The sequence below is a fragment of the Microbulbifer variabilis genome (assembly GCF_052468405.1).
Map to the genome: position 1 here is coordinate 45773 of NZ_CP174343.1, position 14367 is coordinate 60139.

At 48.1% G+C, this 14367-nt stretch carries 13 protein-coding genes; 5 read left to right on the forward strand and 8 right to left on the reverse strand.

Features of this window, described 5'->3' with window-relative positions:
- Positions 1-92: 92 nt before the first annotated feature.
- Positions 93-1016, reverse strand: coding sequence for a hypothetical protein (locus ACJJJB_RS00510; RefSeq protein ID WP_445365502.1), 924 nt, complete (start codon positions 1014-1016; stop codon positions 93-95).
- Between the two features lie 1315 nt (positions 1017-2331).
- Positions 2332-2736 carry a hypothetical protein gene (locus tag ACJJJB_RS00515; protein ID WP_020411879.1) on the reverse strand — a complete coding sequence of 135 codons (405 nt, stop codon included), beginning with the start codon at positions 2734-2736 and terminating at the stop codon, positions 2332-2334.
- 171 nt (positions 2737-2907) lie between these two features.
- Here ACJJJB_RS00515 and ACJJJB_RS00520 point away from each other — a divergent pair, with 171 nt between their 5' ends.
- Together ACJJJB_RS00520 and ACJJJB_RS00525 are read left to right on the forward strand one after the other, a co-directional pair.
- Positions 2908-3360, forward strand: a complete 453-nt coding sequence (locus ACJJJB_RS00520) for a methylglyoxal synthase (RefSeq protein ID WP_020411880.1) — start codon at positions 2908-2910, stop codon at positions 3358-3360.
- Between the two features lie 186 nt (positions 3361-3546).
- On the forward strand, positions 3547-3969 hold the full coding sequence (locus tag ACJJJB_RS00525; protein WP_020411881.1) for an ExbD/TolR family protein: 423 nt from the start codon (positions 3547-3549) through the stop codon (positions 3967-3969).
- A 150-nt stretch (positions 3970-4119) separates the two neighbouring features.
- On the opposite strand, the gene ACJJJB_RS00530 is transcribed toward ACJJJB_RS00525, so the two are convergent.
- Complete coding sequence (locus ACJJJB_RS00530) at positions 4120-4911, reverse strand: tryptophan 2,3-dioxygenase (protein WP_444946937.1); 792 nt, start codon at positions 4909-4911, stop codon at positions 4120-4122.
- A 120-nt stretch (positions 4912-5031) separates the two neighbouring features.
- Here ACJJJB_RS00530 and ACJJJB_RS00535 point away from each other — a divergent pair, with 120 nt between their 5' ends.
- The 3 genes from ACJJJB_RS00535 (at position 5032) to ACJJJB_RS00545 (ending at position 8304) form a co-directional block, all read left to right on the forward strand.
- On the forward strand, positions 5032-6279 hold the full coding sequence (locus ACJJJB_RS00535) for a Zn-dependent hydrolase (RefSeq protein WP_445365503.1): 1248 nt from the start codon (positions 5032-5034) through the stop codon (positions 6277-6279).
- 84 nt (positions 6280-6363) lie between these two features.
- A complete protein-coding gene (locus tag ACJJJB_RS00540) occupies positions 6364-7284 on the forward strand; it encodes a dimethylarginine dimethylaminohydrolase family protein (protein WP_444902251.1) in 921 nt (306 codons plus the stop codon).
- Positions 7285-7524: 240 nt separating this feature from the next.
- Positions 7525-8304 (forward strand): enoyl-CoA hydratase, encoded by a 780-nt coding sequence (locus ACJJJB_RS00545; RefSeq protein WP_444945716.1) that lies wholly within the window; start codon positions 7525-7527, stop codon positions 8302-8304.
- A 47-nt stretch (positions 8305-8351) separates the two neighbouring features.
- Here the strand turns inward: ACJJJB_RS00545 and glpQ are convergent, their stop codons facing one another.
- The 5 genes from glpQ to ACJJJB_RS00570 form a co-directional block, all read right to left on the reverse strand.
- Positions 8352-9455: a glycerophosphodiester phosphodiesterase gene (gene glpQ / locus ACJJJB_RS00550; protein WP_445365504.1), complete on the reverse strand. Its 1104-nt coding sequence runs from the start codon at positions 9453-9455 to the stop codon at positions 8352-8354.
- A 197-nt stretch (positions 9456-9652) separates the two neighbouring features.
- On the reverse strand, positions 9653-11284 hold the full coding sequence (locus ACJJJB_RS00555) for a long-chain fatty acid--CoA ligase (protein ID WP_445365505.1): 1632 nt from the start codon (positions 11282-11284) through the stop codon (positions 9653-9655).
- A 230-nt stretch (positions 11285-11514) separates the two neighbouring features.
- Entirely contained in the window at positions 11515-12975 is a 1461-nt protein-coding gene (locus tag ACJJJB_RS00560; protein ID WP_445365506.1) for a M48 family metalloprotease, read from the reverse strand.
- A gap of 29 nt (positions 12976-13004) precedes the next feature.
- Entirely contained in the window at positions 13005-13667 is a 663-nt protein-coding gene (locus tag ACJJJB_RS00565; protein WP_020411889.1) for a hypothetical protein, read from the reverse strand.
- Positions 13668-13679: 12 nt separating this feature from the next.
- Positions 13680-14348: a hypothetical protein gene (locus tag ACJJJB_RS00570; protein ID WP_020411890.1), complete on the reverse strand. Its 669-nt coding sequence runs from the start codon at positions 14346-14348 to the stop codon at positions 13680-13682.
- Positions 14349-14367: the final 19 nt, after the last annotated feature.

A 14367-nucleotide genomic window follows, 5' to 3' on the forward strand; every position in this document is an offset into this window, starting at 1 on the left:
GCTTGGAATAGGAGGAGTGGCAAACGAAAAGCTGAACCCCGGGCCAGCCGGGGTTCGTACAGCGGGAGTTCAAGTTCCCGTTGCTAGGGCACTTACTTGGCCTTGGGCGGGCGGCCACGACCGCGCTTTACAGGAGCAGTTTTAGTTGCAGCTGGGGCTGCGGCGTCTGCTTTTTTGGGGCGCCCTGGCTTTTTCTTTGCTTCTTCGCTTTTAGCTGGGCGTCCAGGCTTCTTTTGTGCAGTTTCTGCCTTCGGTGGACGGCCGCGGCCGCGCTTCACTGGAGCAGCTTCAGTTGCAGCTGGGGCTGCAGTGTCTGCTTTTTTGGGGCGCCCTGGCTTTTTCTTTGCCGCTTCACTTTTGGCGGGACGACCGGGCTTTTTCTTGGTTTCTTCAGTTTTCTTGGGGCGACCGGGCTTCTTCTTAGTCTCTTCAGCGGCTGCTGCTTTTGGCGGACGGCCAGGCTTTTTCTTGGCTTCTTCAGTTTTAGCCGGGCGTCCAGGCTTTTTCTTTACAGCAGTTGCCTTCTTTTTCTCTGCAGCGGCGGCCTTTTTGGCAGCAGCAGCAGCTTTTTTGGCTTCAGCAGCGGCTTTCTTCTTGTCAGCAGTAGCCAGCTTTTTGGCAATAGCAGTTTCTTCTTTAGCGACAACTTTAGCTACCTTAGCGGCAAGTTTGTTGGCAGCTTTGATCGCAGCCAGTTCTTCTTTGGCTTCAGCCGCGGCATTCTTGAGTTCAGTTGCTGCGGTTTTGGCAGCTGCTGCGGCATCGCGGGCTTTCTGCAGTTGCTTTTGCTGTGCAGGAGTCTTCTTCTTGGCGCGAACAGTGGCCAGTTTTTCCTGGGCGGTTTTAGCTTTTTCTGCAGCTTTCTTGGCGTTGATGGCCAATTTTTCTGCTTTAGTGGAAAGGTCTTTCTCTTGTTTGACTCGAGCGCTTTCCAGTTTTGCGGTCAAAGAGCGAAGCTCTGCTTCTAGTTGAGCGATATCGCTAGTAGCGACCTTAGGGGCTTTCTTTGTAGCCATTAAATTATCCCTGCAAAAGATTTGTTTTAGTAAATTGGAGGCATTCCTATCAATTATTCTCAGCCATCTTTGCGTTGCATTGCGTCACTAAAGACGTTTGTTTTCGGCAGAAAACAATTGATAGTGAGTCCCTCCAAGTAAGCGGCGCTAATTGCAGCTTATTTGTATACCTAAATGCAAGTGTTTTATAGGGTTTTTTGCAATTTAAGTTAAAAAAAATGGTTTTTTTTAACTTATTTCCATTTTGTGGACCTGTCAAAGAGGATTTCGAAGGGCGTTTTGTGTTTCTTGATAAGTTATGGACACGTTTTGTTTATCGTAGTGCACGTTTATCAAATGTGTTTAAAACGTGAATAGTTGAGTAATTTCGTATGGATTAATGGTCCTACATTTTTTGTGGCCAACTCTCTTTGTTGGCAAGCTTCTCACTACGGTTAAGATGAGTTAAGTAAGCAATTTAACTTTCTTGTCTACTCATCATGCTAACAAAACCTAACTGATGGCTGTCCATGCCACTTTGTATCTCCGGAAATTTCGCTGTGCAAAGGCATCTATTATCGGGGTGTATAAGTGTGGTGAAGCAAATCATGTAGTTTGAGTGGTTCTTGAGTGTAACTAGTGCGGTGTAAATTAAGTATTTGCAGTGGAAGTGAGTGGCAGACGATATAGCCTTCTTATTTATACGGTTTTATGAGAGCAGTTCTTTGGGAGCAGATTATTAGATGATGCTTTTTGTAACCCATGGTTCTACGGCAACATGGCCGATCTCCGACACCAATGTATAGATTAGTTTTGATGCTCCAGGTTAAGGGGTGCCAACTGATTGAGGGGTTTACACAATGTTTGTGACAGGATTACCAAATAAAAAGCAGGTCAGTTCTTTCAGCCAAAGGAGGGGAAGTTCTAGAGGGGTAGATTAACTAGTTGTTTGTTGATTCATACATTCTGTATTGTCCCTACTTCAGACCGAATCAATTCATTTTGTTATATAGTGACACAAGAACGTATTTCTCTCATTTGTGAATCCCAGTTGATGTTTCGAAGCTTGAAGTAGTCTCACTAGGCAGCATTCGGCCCACGAATTATCACTTTTGTTCATTTTCTATTGAAAGTTGTAAGGGCTTAGTTTGTTAATAGTGTTCATGGGCAGATGTCAGGCTGGGTTGGCGGCAACAAAGTTATTGCGATTGATATTTGCAATTGGGTGGGAGGAGGTTGGACTTTAGTGGATTCTTTTATGGGGCTCCGGTGAAAGGAAAAGACCAGGCTGTTTCTTTCACCGAACAACTAGCTATCTTCATTAGTAATGATTAGATCATAGTGGCCCGTATGGCAGATAGCGGTTATCAGAGTGTTGGCGAATCCACAGCAGCTGTTCTCGTGATAGCGCGGCTTTACGTTGTCGAAGAACCTTTGCTAAAGGTATTACGGCTGACTCCGCTCCCGCATCCCAGCCGGCCAATTGCATTTCTGCGAGTGTGAAAAAACGTATCAGTTGCCATAGCTGATCGTTATTCCAATGCTGGCTTTGCTCCAGCCACTGTTGAGCTGGAAGTCGGATAAGTTGTGAGGCTTGTTGGTCCTCCTCATTTATGGTTTCTGCTAGAGGGCTATCTATCACTGTGGCCGCAATAAATCTTTGCAGTTGATCCCGGTTGAATTCCCAATGGCTTTCTTCTTGCTGGCCATTCACCTGTGGCTCCCAGGCACCGACACTCATACTCACTCCTTTATATAGATAGGATTTTTTTCCTATTATAACGGGCTGGAAATATTCCTGCGGGAGAGAATTTTCTTAATTGGATTGGCAAAGGGTTTTCAAGGGGAGGATGCCAGAGCTAAAAGCCAGAATTAAGATAATATAGAAGAAAATCACCCTGCCGAGGTTCCAATGGAATTTATCTCTAAAGCCCTGCCTGCTACCAAACGCGTCGCTCTAGTGGCACATGATAACCGCAAGGGAACAATGATCGACTGGTGTTTGCGCCACCGCGCGCTTCTGGAAAAGCACAACCTCCTGGCTACTGGAACTACCGGTGGCAAGATTGAGGAGGCCACGGGCCTGAGGGTGGAAAGGTTGCTAAGTGGCCCCCTTGGTGGGGATCAGCAATTGGGGGCCAGAATCAGTGAGGGAGAGGTCGACCTATTGGTTTTCTTTTGGGACCCTTTTGAGCCGATGCCACATGACCCGGATGTTAAAGCGCTATTGCGTATCGCGGCAGCCTGGAATATCCCTGTGGCTTGTAATTCGAGCAGTGCTGATATGATTGTGCAGTCGGCCTTGATGGATCAGGCTTTCAATCGTGAAGTACCGGATTATCAGAACTATTTAGAACAGCGCTAGTCGGATTTTTTCGCTCAAAAAATGATCTGCGGGGCTGGGATTATTTTGTAAGCTATTGATTTTTATGGACTATTTGTCTGAGTTATAGGTTGTGCTTGCAATGCTTGCCGATTCGCGGCAATCTTGCCCACCAGATTAGACCGGTTAATCCGGCACCTTTGGTATTTGATAATTGCACGGTGTTTTATGAGTAGACGACGCGGAAAGGCCGTAGAAGAAGAAAAGGCGGATATCGACCTGACGCCCATGCTGGACGTTGTGTTTATCATGCTGATCTTCTTTATTGTGACGGCGTCCTTTGTGAAAGAGAAAGCGTTGGACGTAAATGTGCCTGATCCGAATCAGACCAACCAGAACCCACCTGATGAAAGTAATCAGAATATTCTACTGGTTGTGAATGCCAATGATGAGATCACTCTGGCGGGTAGCAGAATTGATAGCCGTGCGGTTCGTGCCCGTATCGCCCAGCTGTACGCTGAGAATCCCCAGGCAATCGTGATTGTACGTGCGCACAACAAGTCCAGTGCCGATACTTATGTACAGATTGCTGATGCGGCTAAGGAAGTAAGCCCGGTTATCCAGGTGTCACTGGTACCCTTCGAGAAGTAAGCTCACTCAACTATTTAGTTGAGGGTTAGAGTTAAAAAGCCAGCATTGTGCTGGCTTTTTTTATGCCTGCGCAGTTTTACGGGCAGGAAGAGCTACTTGACTATTCACCGACTTATAGTCATAGCTACTTTCTTAGGTCCCGAGTTGTACCTAGAATTCTGAGCGGATAGCCCACAGGTCAGGAAAAACGGCCTTGAACAGGGTAGTTTGCAAGTAGCCCACACCACTAGAGCCGCCGGTGCCAATCTTACTGCCAATGGTACGCTCCACCATCTTCACGTGCCGATACCGCCATTGTTGTAGTGAGGTATCAATATCCACCAAAGCCTCGCAAATCTCGCTAACCAGGGGATCATTGCGATAGATATCAATTAGAATTTGCTGTACCGCAGGGGATGGTTCGGCAACCAGGTTAAAATCACGCTCCAATAGACTATTGGGTATCTGGTGGCCCTCCTTAGCCAGGAAATTTAGAAAAGCGTCCCACAGTGTTGGGGATTTCAGTCGTTTTTGCAGGCGAGCGTAGTGTTCAGAACCCGGTAAATAGTTATCGAGCTTTCTTGGATCCTTGGCTCCATATAAGAATTCCAGCTCGCGGAATTGAAAAGATTGAAAACCACTGGCGGTTGAAAGACGATCACGGAAAGAGAGGAACTCCAGAGGGGTGAGGGTTTCGAGGATATCTACCTGCTGGATTAGGGTACGATAAATGGCATCCACTCTTTTCAGCGTATGCAGAGCGCGGTTGCGTTCGCCAGCATTGAAAAGGCTCACGAGGAAGTCCAGCTCGTGCAGCATTTGCTTAAACCACAATTCATAACTCTGATGAATCACAATAAATAAAAGTTCATCGTGCTCTGGGCCATCAGAAAGGGGCTTCTGGCATTGCAGAAGCTCGTCTACTTTAAGGTATGAGCTGTAGGTGAGTGGCATAGTGGGCAGCTTCCTGGTCGAGTTTTGATCAGCTACAGAATATTGCTCTCTTTAGCCAGTCAGGATCAAAACAAAAATTTCAGCAAAGTGATTAGTATGTTGCTCAATATTAGGCCCGGAGTTCTTTGAATGGAAAACCCCGTACAACAACTGCGTGTCGACGGTGCACGCCTATGGCGTAGCTTGATAGAGATGGCTGAAATTGGAGCCACTCCTGCTGGTGGCTGCAATCGACAGGCGCTGACGGATGAAGATCGCAATGGGCGCGATTTGTTTGTGCGCTGGTGCCGTGAAGTTGGCTGCGAGATTCGTGTGGACCGAATGGGAAATATCTTTGCCAGGCGAGCGGGTTTAGATAATAGCTTGCCTGCGGTTATCACCGGGTCCCATCTGGATACCCAGCCTACTGGCGGAAAATTCGATGGTGTGTATGGAGTACTGGCGGGATTGGAGGTACTGCGTACTCTGGAGGAGAAGGGGATAAGGACCAAAGCGCCACTGGAAGTAGTCGTGTGGACTAATGAAGAGGGCGCACGTTTTTCCCCAGCGATGGTGGGTTCTGGTGTTTGGGCTGGGGAGTTCAGTCTCGAGTACGGCCATAGCCGTGTTGATAAGGCGGGATTCAGTATTGGTCAGGAGTTGGAGCGCATTGGATACCTGGGAACTGAGCCAGCCAAGCCCTTCCCGGTAAAAGCGGCTTTCGAAGCTCATATTGAGCAGGGGCCGATTCTTGAAAAGCAGGATCAGGTGATTGGTGTGGTTACCGGGGTACAGGGTATCCGCTGGTACGATGTCACTTTTTTCGGTACTCCCTGTCATGCCGGTCCTACGCCTATGGAGGACCGCCGTGATCCGGTGCAGGCTTTGGCATGGCTTTGTGAAAGGCTTTACGGCGAAGTAAAGGCTTACTCTGAAGATGCCAGAATGACCTGTGGCGATCTGCGCGCAGCTCCGGGCAGCCGCAATACAGTGCCGGAAAAGGTTGTACTGGCCCTGGACTTGCGTCACCCCAAGCCAGAGGGGTTAGAGCACCTGCATCGCAGCCTTTACCGAGTGGCAGAGCAGGTGCAGGAAGCCAGTGGTGTTGCCATTGATGTGCGGGAGGAATGGTATTCGCCGCCGGTAGCTTTCGATGAGGCGTGTATCGATGCTGTTGACAGCGCTGTGCAAATCCTGGGTTACAGCCATCGCAAGATGGTCTCCGGTGCTGGGCATGACTCTGTTTATGTCTCCAGGGTTGCCCCGGTCTCAATGATTTTTGTCCCCTGTGCAGGTGGCCTTTCCCATAATGAGGCTGAATCCGCTGAGCCTGGACATCTTGAGGCAGGTTGTAATGTCTTGTTGCAGGCAATGCTTTCCAGTACTGATCTGGCCTGAGGCTATAGAGAAATAAATTAAAGACTGAATGGGCTTTTGGGGAATATAGCCAGTGGCCCGGCAATAGTAATTTGGATGGATTAGATGAGTGAATTTACCCTGAAGTACCGCAATGAGGATGGCGGCACAGTTCCCCTTGCCAATTGGGGGATGGATTCCGAATACGGCGTATTGCGCGATGTACTTATCGGGCCTGTGGATAACTTCAGCTGGCGGACTGGTAATGCCAGTGCCCGTCGCGCCGAGCGCCTCGGAATGCAGTTTGATCACAAGGTAGCTGAAGCCCAGCACGCGGAGATGCTTGATGCTTATCGACATGCGGGAGTAAATACACACCTGATTCCAGCCGATCGTAGCTTGCCTTACCAGATTTATGGGCGTGACTCCTCAGTAATGACTCCTTGGGGCCCGATAGTGACGCAGATGTACAGTCCCTGGCGTCGTGGTGAATGGGTGCCCATCGTCAAAAAATATGCCCAACTGGAAATTCCCATTTACGATGTGATTACTGCAGGCTCTCTTGAAGGCGGTGATTTCATGGTGTTAGAACCCGGGGTAATACTTTGTGGATACTCTGGCGAGCGCACTAGCCCCCAAGGCTTCGAGCAAATGCAACGCTGGGTGGAAAAAGAGGGCTGGGAAGTGAAGGGTTACCAGTTTGACCCCTTCTTCCTGCATATTGATGTCATGGTGGCGATGCTGGCAGAGAAGTTGGCAGCTATTTGTGTTGATGCTGTAGAGCCTGAGTTGGTGCAGTGGTTTAAGAGCCGTAATATCGAGATTATCGATATCCCTTTCCCTCAAGTTTTGGAACTCGGGGTTAATGTGGTGGCTCTGGGCAACGACCGGGTGATGTTGCCTAAGGCTAACACTGGCCTGGCGGAGAAATGCCGCGCTCATGGGCTGGAAGTGATTGATCCAGACATCTCCATGATCACCCCGGGGGGTGGCGGCGTTCACTGTATGTGTCAACCTCTACGAAGGGACCCTGCGGTAAAAGGCTAGCGGTGCAGTCCTCCTGGTGACTCTCAGCTGCCGGGTTAATCCCGTCAACGAAAGTGGTTGGTTATGAACTCGCCTAAGCGAGTGCAGCCGGTAATATGAATCGCCTGAATAGGTGCTCTCTGTTATTGATCCGCTCATTGAGTGGATAGCTGGAGTCGTTTTAATGCAAAACGGCTCTATGACAGGCCAATATAAAAGACTGTTTGGCAGTCTCAAATGATTCTATACCCGGAGAATAATATGCAAAGTGCATGTACGGAAATTCTGGCCCAGGTCAACGACCGTATACTGGAAATCACCATTAATCGCCCGGAACGCAAAAATGCTCTGACCATGGCCATGTATACTGCTATGGCTGAGCTGCTCAATAGTGCAGCGAATAACTCCGATATTCGAGTGGTCATCATAACTGGTGCAGAGGGCATTTTTACAAGTGGTAATGATTTAACAGACTTCCTCGGCGGTTCCGCTGAGGGTGAAGAGTCACCGGTATTCCAGTTCATGAGTGCGCTTTACAGCTTCCCCAAGCCTGTTGTAGCAGCGATAAATGGTCCGGCGGTAGGTATCGGCACCACTATGCTGTTGCACTGTGACCTGTCCTTTGCCGGTCATGATGCTATGTTCCAAATGCCTTTTGTAAACTTGGGGCTTTGTCCTGAGTACGGTTCCAGTTACTTGCTCCCCCGTATTGCTGGCCATGCCAAAGCTTCAGAACTTCTATTACTCGGCAAGAAGTTTTCTGCACAGGAGGCTGTGGATATTGGTATTTGTAATGCGGCGGTGGAACCTGAGCAGGCGATTGCTCGTGCTCGAGAGGCCGCTTTGGAACTTGCGGCAAAGGCACCGGCAGCTGTGCGCTTGACGAAACAATTATTACGTCAGGCGACACTGGAAAAAGGACTGGAGTTTATCCAGGATGAGGGGCGCCACTTCAAGGATCGACTAGCCTCGGAGGAATTCAAAGAAGCTGCGACTGCTTTTATGGAAAAACGTCCCGCAGACTTCTCAAAGTTCGACTAAAAGTAAAAGGCCGCTAAAAAGTGGCCTTTTTTGTTCGCTTGATTTACTTACTGTTGATGTTGCTTACGGTTGCCGCGGGATAGGTAATTGACTGCCTGATCGGGGTGATCTGTAAATAAACCATCCACGTGTAACTGGTAAGCGGCAAAATGTAAAAAGTGATTAAAACTTTCGAACTCTTCTGGGAGCTTTTCTGGGTCGGCGCGGAAAGTGTAAGGATGTACCTGTAAATGTCTGCGGTGAGCGCGGCGTACGACATTATTGGCACGTGGTTTTCCATCCTGAATTTCAATCAGCATGGGGTACCAGGGGCCGATGCCATCTGCGTAGTTGGCAATCTTACGCAAACCGCCCTGTTCCAACATCCAATCATAATCGTAATTTTGAATATTGCCGTTAACTTGAATTAATTTCTCTCCCCAGCTGGTTGCTGCAATAAGTTGAACCAGAGGGATGTCCATATCGAGAGCAGGCATTAGTTCATATTTGATTCGTTGTAATTCTTCAGCATCAAAACACTGGAAGAAGATTTTTTGATCCCTGTTGATGTAACCGTATTGCTTAAGTTTCTCCAGTGCAATTGCGGCAATGTCCTTACCTTCCCAGTGATGAAAGTAGGGTTTTTTGATTTCCGGATAGATACCAATGTCATAGCCGAGTGAGCGGTTCAATCCCTGGATCAGTTCAATTTCCTCTTCAAATGTAGAGAGTTGGAAACTGGATTTCCACAGGGGGAAACGATGTGGATATTTCGCCTGGGGTCCATCTTCACCCATGATGAATGCTTCACTGACACGTAGTTTTTTCAGTTCTTCCAAAGTGAAGTCAATAGTGTAAAAGTGGCCGTCCTCGCGGGCCCGATCGGGAAAAACATCAGCAACGTCGGTTGTGCTATCAAGATAAATATCGTGCATTACAATCAGGTGGTTATCTTTACTAAGAACCAGGTCCTGCTCGATATAATCAGGGTGCATACCGTAGGCCAGTGCTTTAGCCTCCAGGGTGTGCTCCGGTAAATAGGCAGATGCTCCACGATGGGCAATGACCAGAGTGCGCTTATTCTTGTCAAAAGAACTATCTGTTTCGGCACAGGTAAGACTTGCGGCAACGGAAGAAAGTATTATTAAAAAAGATAAAAATTTTTTGAACATTTGAAATGCATCCCATATAAAGATACGAGACTTTCTAGCAAATAAATATGACAGGGATGTATCAGTATACAGGATATAATCTGAGGTTGTGATCTGCCCAGCATTTTGCTGGGCTCCGCCAGTCAAGTCGTTGCATTCAGACAGATTCTTCATGTCTGTCTGAATGCAAAATTTACTAAACATTTTACTGCTGGATTTTATACGGTTATCTCTTGAGGCCATAGGTGTTCTGAAAATTTCTGACGCAGATCCTTTTTACTAATTTTTCCAGTAGCTGTGTGTGGTAATTCATCGATAATTATACAGTCATCGGGAATCCACCATTTGGCAAACTGCCCCTGGAAAGTACTGAGAATTTTATCGGGTTTTAGTTTGACACCTGTTTCGAGAACCACGAGCAATAGGGGACGCTCTGCCCATTTTTCATGAGTCACGCCGATAACTGCCGCCTCTGCTACACCCTCTAGTGTCATAGCGAAGTTTTCCAGCTCTATTGAGGAGATCCATTCACCACCAGATTTAATAACATCCTTAGTGCGGTCGGTAATTGTCAGGTATCCAAGAGAGTCGATAGTGGCAACATCGCCTGTGTCAAACCAACCGTCGGTGGTTAGAGCAGACTCTTCGGACTTAAAGTAGCGCTCACAAATCCAGGGACCGCGCACTTGTAAGGCGCCAAAGGCAGTCCCATTGTGAGGGAGGGGGTTTTCTTGAGGGCCGACAATACGCATTTCTACTCCAAACCCTGCTCGTCCCTGCTTGAGTCGTAGTTTTTTGGCTTCTTTAGGTGCAATAGAGGGAGCGATTCGGGCGTTATAGGTACCGAGTGGGCTCATCTCGGACATGCCCCAGGCATGGTGGGTATAGACACCATGCTGCTGTTCAAATTCTTCCATAATGCTCCAGGGACAGGCGGAGCCACCCACTACTACGCGGTTGAGGCTCGGAAGGGTCTCTTTGCTATTGCGTAGGTACTTCAGCAGTGCCAGCCAAACAGTTGGGACGCCGGCGGCAATCGTTACTGATTCCTGTCTTATCAGTTTACTAAGTGTCTCTCCACAACCCATACTGGGCCCAGGTAAAACGAGTTTGGCGCCGACTGCTGGTGCTGCGTAGGGAATAGACCAGGCATTGACATGGAACATGGGGACAACCGGGAGAATGGCTTCGTCGCGGCGAATAGCAAATGCATCTGGCATTAACACACCATAGGTGTGCAGTGCCATTGCGCGGTGGGAATAGAGTACGCCTTTTGGATTACCGGTGGTTCCAGATGTGTAGCAAAGAGCTGCCGCACTCTCCTCACGTAAATCTGGCCATTGGAAGCTGCTGGGCTGGTTGACTAGTAGGTCTTCATAGCAATAGTAATTGGCTAATTTACTATCGGGCATATGTGCCCTGTCTGTTAAGACAATTACACCCTCCACGGTGCTGAGCTTATCCTCCAATGATTCGATGAGTGGCACAAATAAAGGATCAATAAATAGCCAGCGATCTTCGGCGTGCTCAATAATATAGTGAATCTGCTCAGGGAAAAGCCGGGGGTTAATCGTGTGGCAGACCAAGCCGCTGCAGGATGTTGCGTAATAGAGTTCAAAGTGCCGGTGGTCATTCCAAGCGAGTGTGCCGATGCGGTCACCTCTATTTGCTCCGAGCATACATAATACTTGGGCGAGCTGCGCAGCACGAGCAAAAGCCTGCTTATAGCTGTAGCGGTGGAGGGGGTTATCCAGAGTAACCGAAATGACTTCACTATCCGGTGAATTACACAGGGCGCGGCGCATAACAGCGGTAAGTGTGAGCTGAGATTCCATCATCATGCCGTTCATAGTCGACTCCTATTATTATGTTTATTGTCATTTATCGGTAACTAGCCTGAATGGCCACACCGGACTTTAGGGGGTTCTTTCAAAATGATTCAGGTAAGCTTTGAAATCAGGGCCCAATGTTCAAGCTTATGAAAAAACAAATCACCCTTCATAAAGTAGGCAAATAAAAGCTTTACAGAAAAGAGATACTGTTGCCAAGAAATTAATGTGGATGAAGCATTCACAATGCGTTACCGCACTATCTTAATCCATTCACCAGGTTGAGGTTCACCGCGAGGGTAGTAACCATTTAAAAGTCGTAATTGCTCTTCGGCATATTCACCAATTTCCATATGTTTAGCCAGAGAGGAAAAAGTAGTTTTTTCATTTGCTTTTACGTAGCGCAACCGGCGAATATCTTTCTCCACAATATCTGTTTTACGTAGGGGCCGGAAACTACGGATACTAGTTAGGAACATAGTGTCATATTTTTCCAGGGCCTCTTTATCCTGAGAGCCAGAGTTGGTTACCTTGCCCTCCAACATAAATTGCCGGCTTCCATAGTAGATAACTGCAACTCTGTCGGGATCGGGCGCCTCTTTCTCAAGGTTGGGAAATTTTCCTGTGTGACCCACAAGCTGATATTGTTGTAATTTTTCCCCTTGCTCCAGTTTTCGTAAGTCATATTCCTCACGCAAGGCCATATCTGCAGGTTGGTTACCATCGCGTTTTGCTACCTTGATAGTAATTGTGGCGGAGCTATCTGGGGCGGATCCTACAATTGAAGACCGCTGGTTTGCCACCGTCCAGCCATCTGGGAAGAGGAGAGAGAAGCCCAGGCGTTTATGATTAAATCGATTTTTATTGGATTGCCGGGAGTTATCCCCGTACACCAGACCATCAGTCTTCTCCCGATAATAGGCCACTTTGGTTTCTTTATTATCTTCAGGTAGGGTACCCGCTGCTTTTACTACTTCCTGCAGGCGAAGATCATTACGAGGATGAGTAGAAAAAACACCATGATAGGTTTGGGGTTTTTTACCCTCAATACGGGCACGTCTTCTGGCAAAGGTCTCCTGGTCTTTTAATAGCCCGATAACATTTATCATTGCCTGTGGATCATAGCCCGCATTAAACATATATTGCGCACCGAATCGGTCTGCTTCCAACTCCATTTCCCGGCCATAACCCTTTACCGCTGCTGTACTGTATAAATTGGTTACATCGCCAACCACGCCGCTACCGGTTACTAGAACCGATAAAACTGATGCGACGCTGGCACCAGTGGCTGCAGTTTTTTGCCGAACAGCGTGTCGCGCAGTAATGTGCCCGATTTCATGGGCTAGTACGGCGGCCATTTCTGCCTCTGAATGTAAATAGGTGAGTAGGCCGCGATTGATATAGACATAACCGCCAGGAAGGGCGAAGGCATTGATGTCCTGGCTGTCGATGATGGTGAAATGGTACTTGAGGTCAGGCCGATCACTGGCAGCAGCCACTTTTTGCCCGACATGATTGACGTAGGCTGTGAGAATCGGATCCTGGTAAATAGGAGTACTTTCTATCAGCTTCTCATGCATCTCTTTGCCAATAGAGATTTCCTTGCCTTCAGACATTAACACCAAGTCTGGGCTTTTTGTGGCAGGGTTGAATGCACACCCTGCCCCCACTGCTACCAGCGCACTGGCGAGCCACCGATTAATGGTTTTCATTACCCCCTGCCTCCTTGTCTATTTATTGTCTAAGAGCTTGTACCACTAGCTGGAACCAGGAACTGTTGTAGCTGGGCCGCCATACCTTTACAGGCATTATTCTGTACCCTGGCAATCAAGGGGATTGGGATGACAATCGCAGGCATATAAGAGGTGCCTTTGGCATCAGCACTCAGTTTGCCTGATAATTCCCGATCGCGGAAATCCCAAACAGAGGCCTCATAGTCGGATTCCTTATCCCAGGTACCAAACCCGAAACAGCCGGCGCCGCCGGTACTGATGGTGCAGCTAATAGACCCAGCACTTGCCGTCGTTTCAGTGGATCCATCAATCCATACTATGTACTTAACCCCGTAGTTTTCCATGCGCTCACGCACGCCTTCATTTTCCATTAGACGGTCCAGAGAACGCACATGCATGGGAGCTGTGCGGGGTTCAAACCAGGGGTACATAATGTCGACAAATTCTTTCTCTGGAATGATGTTTACACCCATCTCCGGGTTGTGTAGCTCTCTGCCGACACAGGCAATAAGATCTGGTTCTGTCTCATAATCGCTGGAGTGACGGCGCCCGAGAATAACTACGGAGTCGCCTGCTCTTAGCTCTCCATCGCTACGCCGGTATTCGTCAATAACAACAGTGGTACAACCGGTCAGGAAAATCAGTGCGAAAATAATGAATGGCTTGAACACAACAAAAATCCTCTATTCAGCCTTGCTGGATTTCACTTTGAACTCCTGCAATGAAGCAGACCTTAATTTCCCAGAGAGAAATGCCTGTAACTCAGGTACTTTTTCGAAGCCGGTGTAGAGCGTTGCCCCTGCGTCACGCAGGGCAATGTTGATTGCCTGGGTTAGAGCCTGCTCCTGGGACTTCAGGAAGGCTGTAGGTGTTTTTCCGTAGGCAGTAATTACCCAGCTGGCTACCTGTTGCCCACGGGGATCATAAGCATTCATGTCATATTTGATCCACACTTCAAAAATATTAACTCTGGTTTCCCGTGGCATTGTGAATTGCAGCTCCCTGACTTCGGGAACTATTACCAACTCGACATTGTCAGGTACTTTTTGTGGGTACTCGGAAAGGGAAACTGTATTGGTAAACATGGAACCGAGTACTGTCTCGAACAGGTTTTTTTGTGCCCGGCCAGTATTAATCTTCCATTCCTCACGATCTTCGCTATCTTCCTCGTAAATGTAATTTCTAAAATCGTCACTGAGGTAAATGCCTACAGAGAGGGGGAGCTGTTCACCCACAGGTGATGGATACTTCCCCTCCACCCGCACAGTATGAGAGCAGGCCGCAACCAGTAGTGAAAACAACACCACCGCGGTAAAGTGGAGTGGCAAAGCCGCCTTTATCCTGTACTTCATGAATTGCTCCTGGAATCAA

Excerpts from the sequence above, each read along its gene's own strand:
- ACJJJB_RS00510 (WP_445365502.1), bottom strand. The coding sequence starts at position 1,016 with ATGGCTACAAAGAAAGCCCCTAAGGTCGCTACTAGCGATATCGCTCAA.
- ACJJJB_RS00515 (WP_020411879.1), bottom strand. The coding sequence starts at position 2,736 with ATGAGTGTCGGTGCCTGGGAGCCACAGGTGAATGGCCAGCAAGAAGAA.
- ACJJJB_RS00520 (WP_020411880.1), top strand. The coding sequence starts at position 2,908 with ATGGAATTTATCTCTAAAGCCCTGCCTGCTACCAAACGCGTCGCTCTA.
- ACJJJB_RS00525 (WP_020411881.1), top strand. The coding sequence starts at position 3,547 with ATGAGTAGACGACGCGGAAAGGCCGTAGAAGAAGAAAAGGCGGATATC.
- ACJJJB_RS00535 (WP_445365503.1), top strand. The coding sequence starts at position 5,032 with ATGGAAAACCCCGTACAACAACTGCGTGTCGACGGTGCACGCCTATGG.
- ACJJJB_RS00540 (WP_444902251.1), top strand. The coding sequence starts at position 6,364 with ATGAGTGAATTTACCCTGAAGTACCGCAATGAGGATGGCGGCACAGTT.
- ACJJJB_RS00545 (WP_444945716.1), top strand. The coding sequence starts at position 7,525 with ATGCAAAGTGCATGTACGGAAATTCTGGCCCAGGTCAACGACCGTATA.
- glpQ (WP_445365504.1), bottom strand. The coding sequence starts at position 9,455 with ATGTTCAAAAAATTTTTATCTTTTTTAATAATACTTTCTTCCGTTGCC.
- ACJJJB_RS00555 (WP_445365505.1), bottom strand. The coding sequence starts at position 11,284 with ATGAACGGCATGATGATGGAATCTCAGCTCACACTTACCGCTGTTATG.
- ACJJJB_RS00560 (WP_445365506.1), bottom strand. The coding sequence starts at position 12,975 with ATGAAAACCATTAATCGGTGGCTCGCCAGTGCGCTGGTAGCAGTGGGG.
- ACJJJB_RS00570 (WP_020411890.1), bottom strand. The coding sequence starts at position 14,348 with ATGAAGTACAGGATAAAGGCGGCTTTGCCACTCCACTTTACCGCGGTG.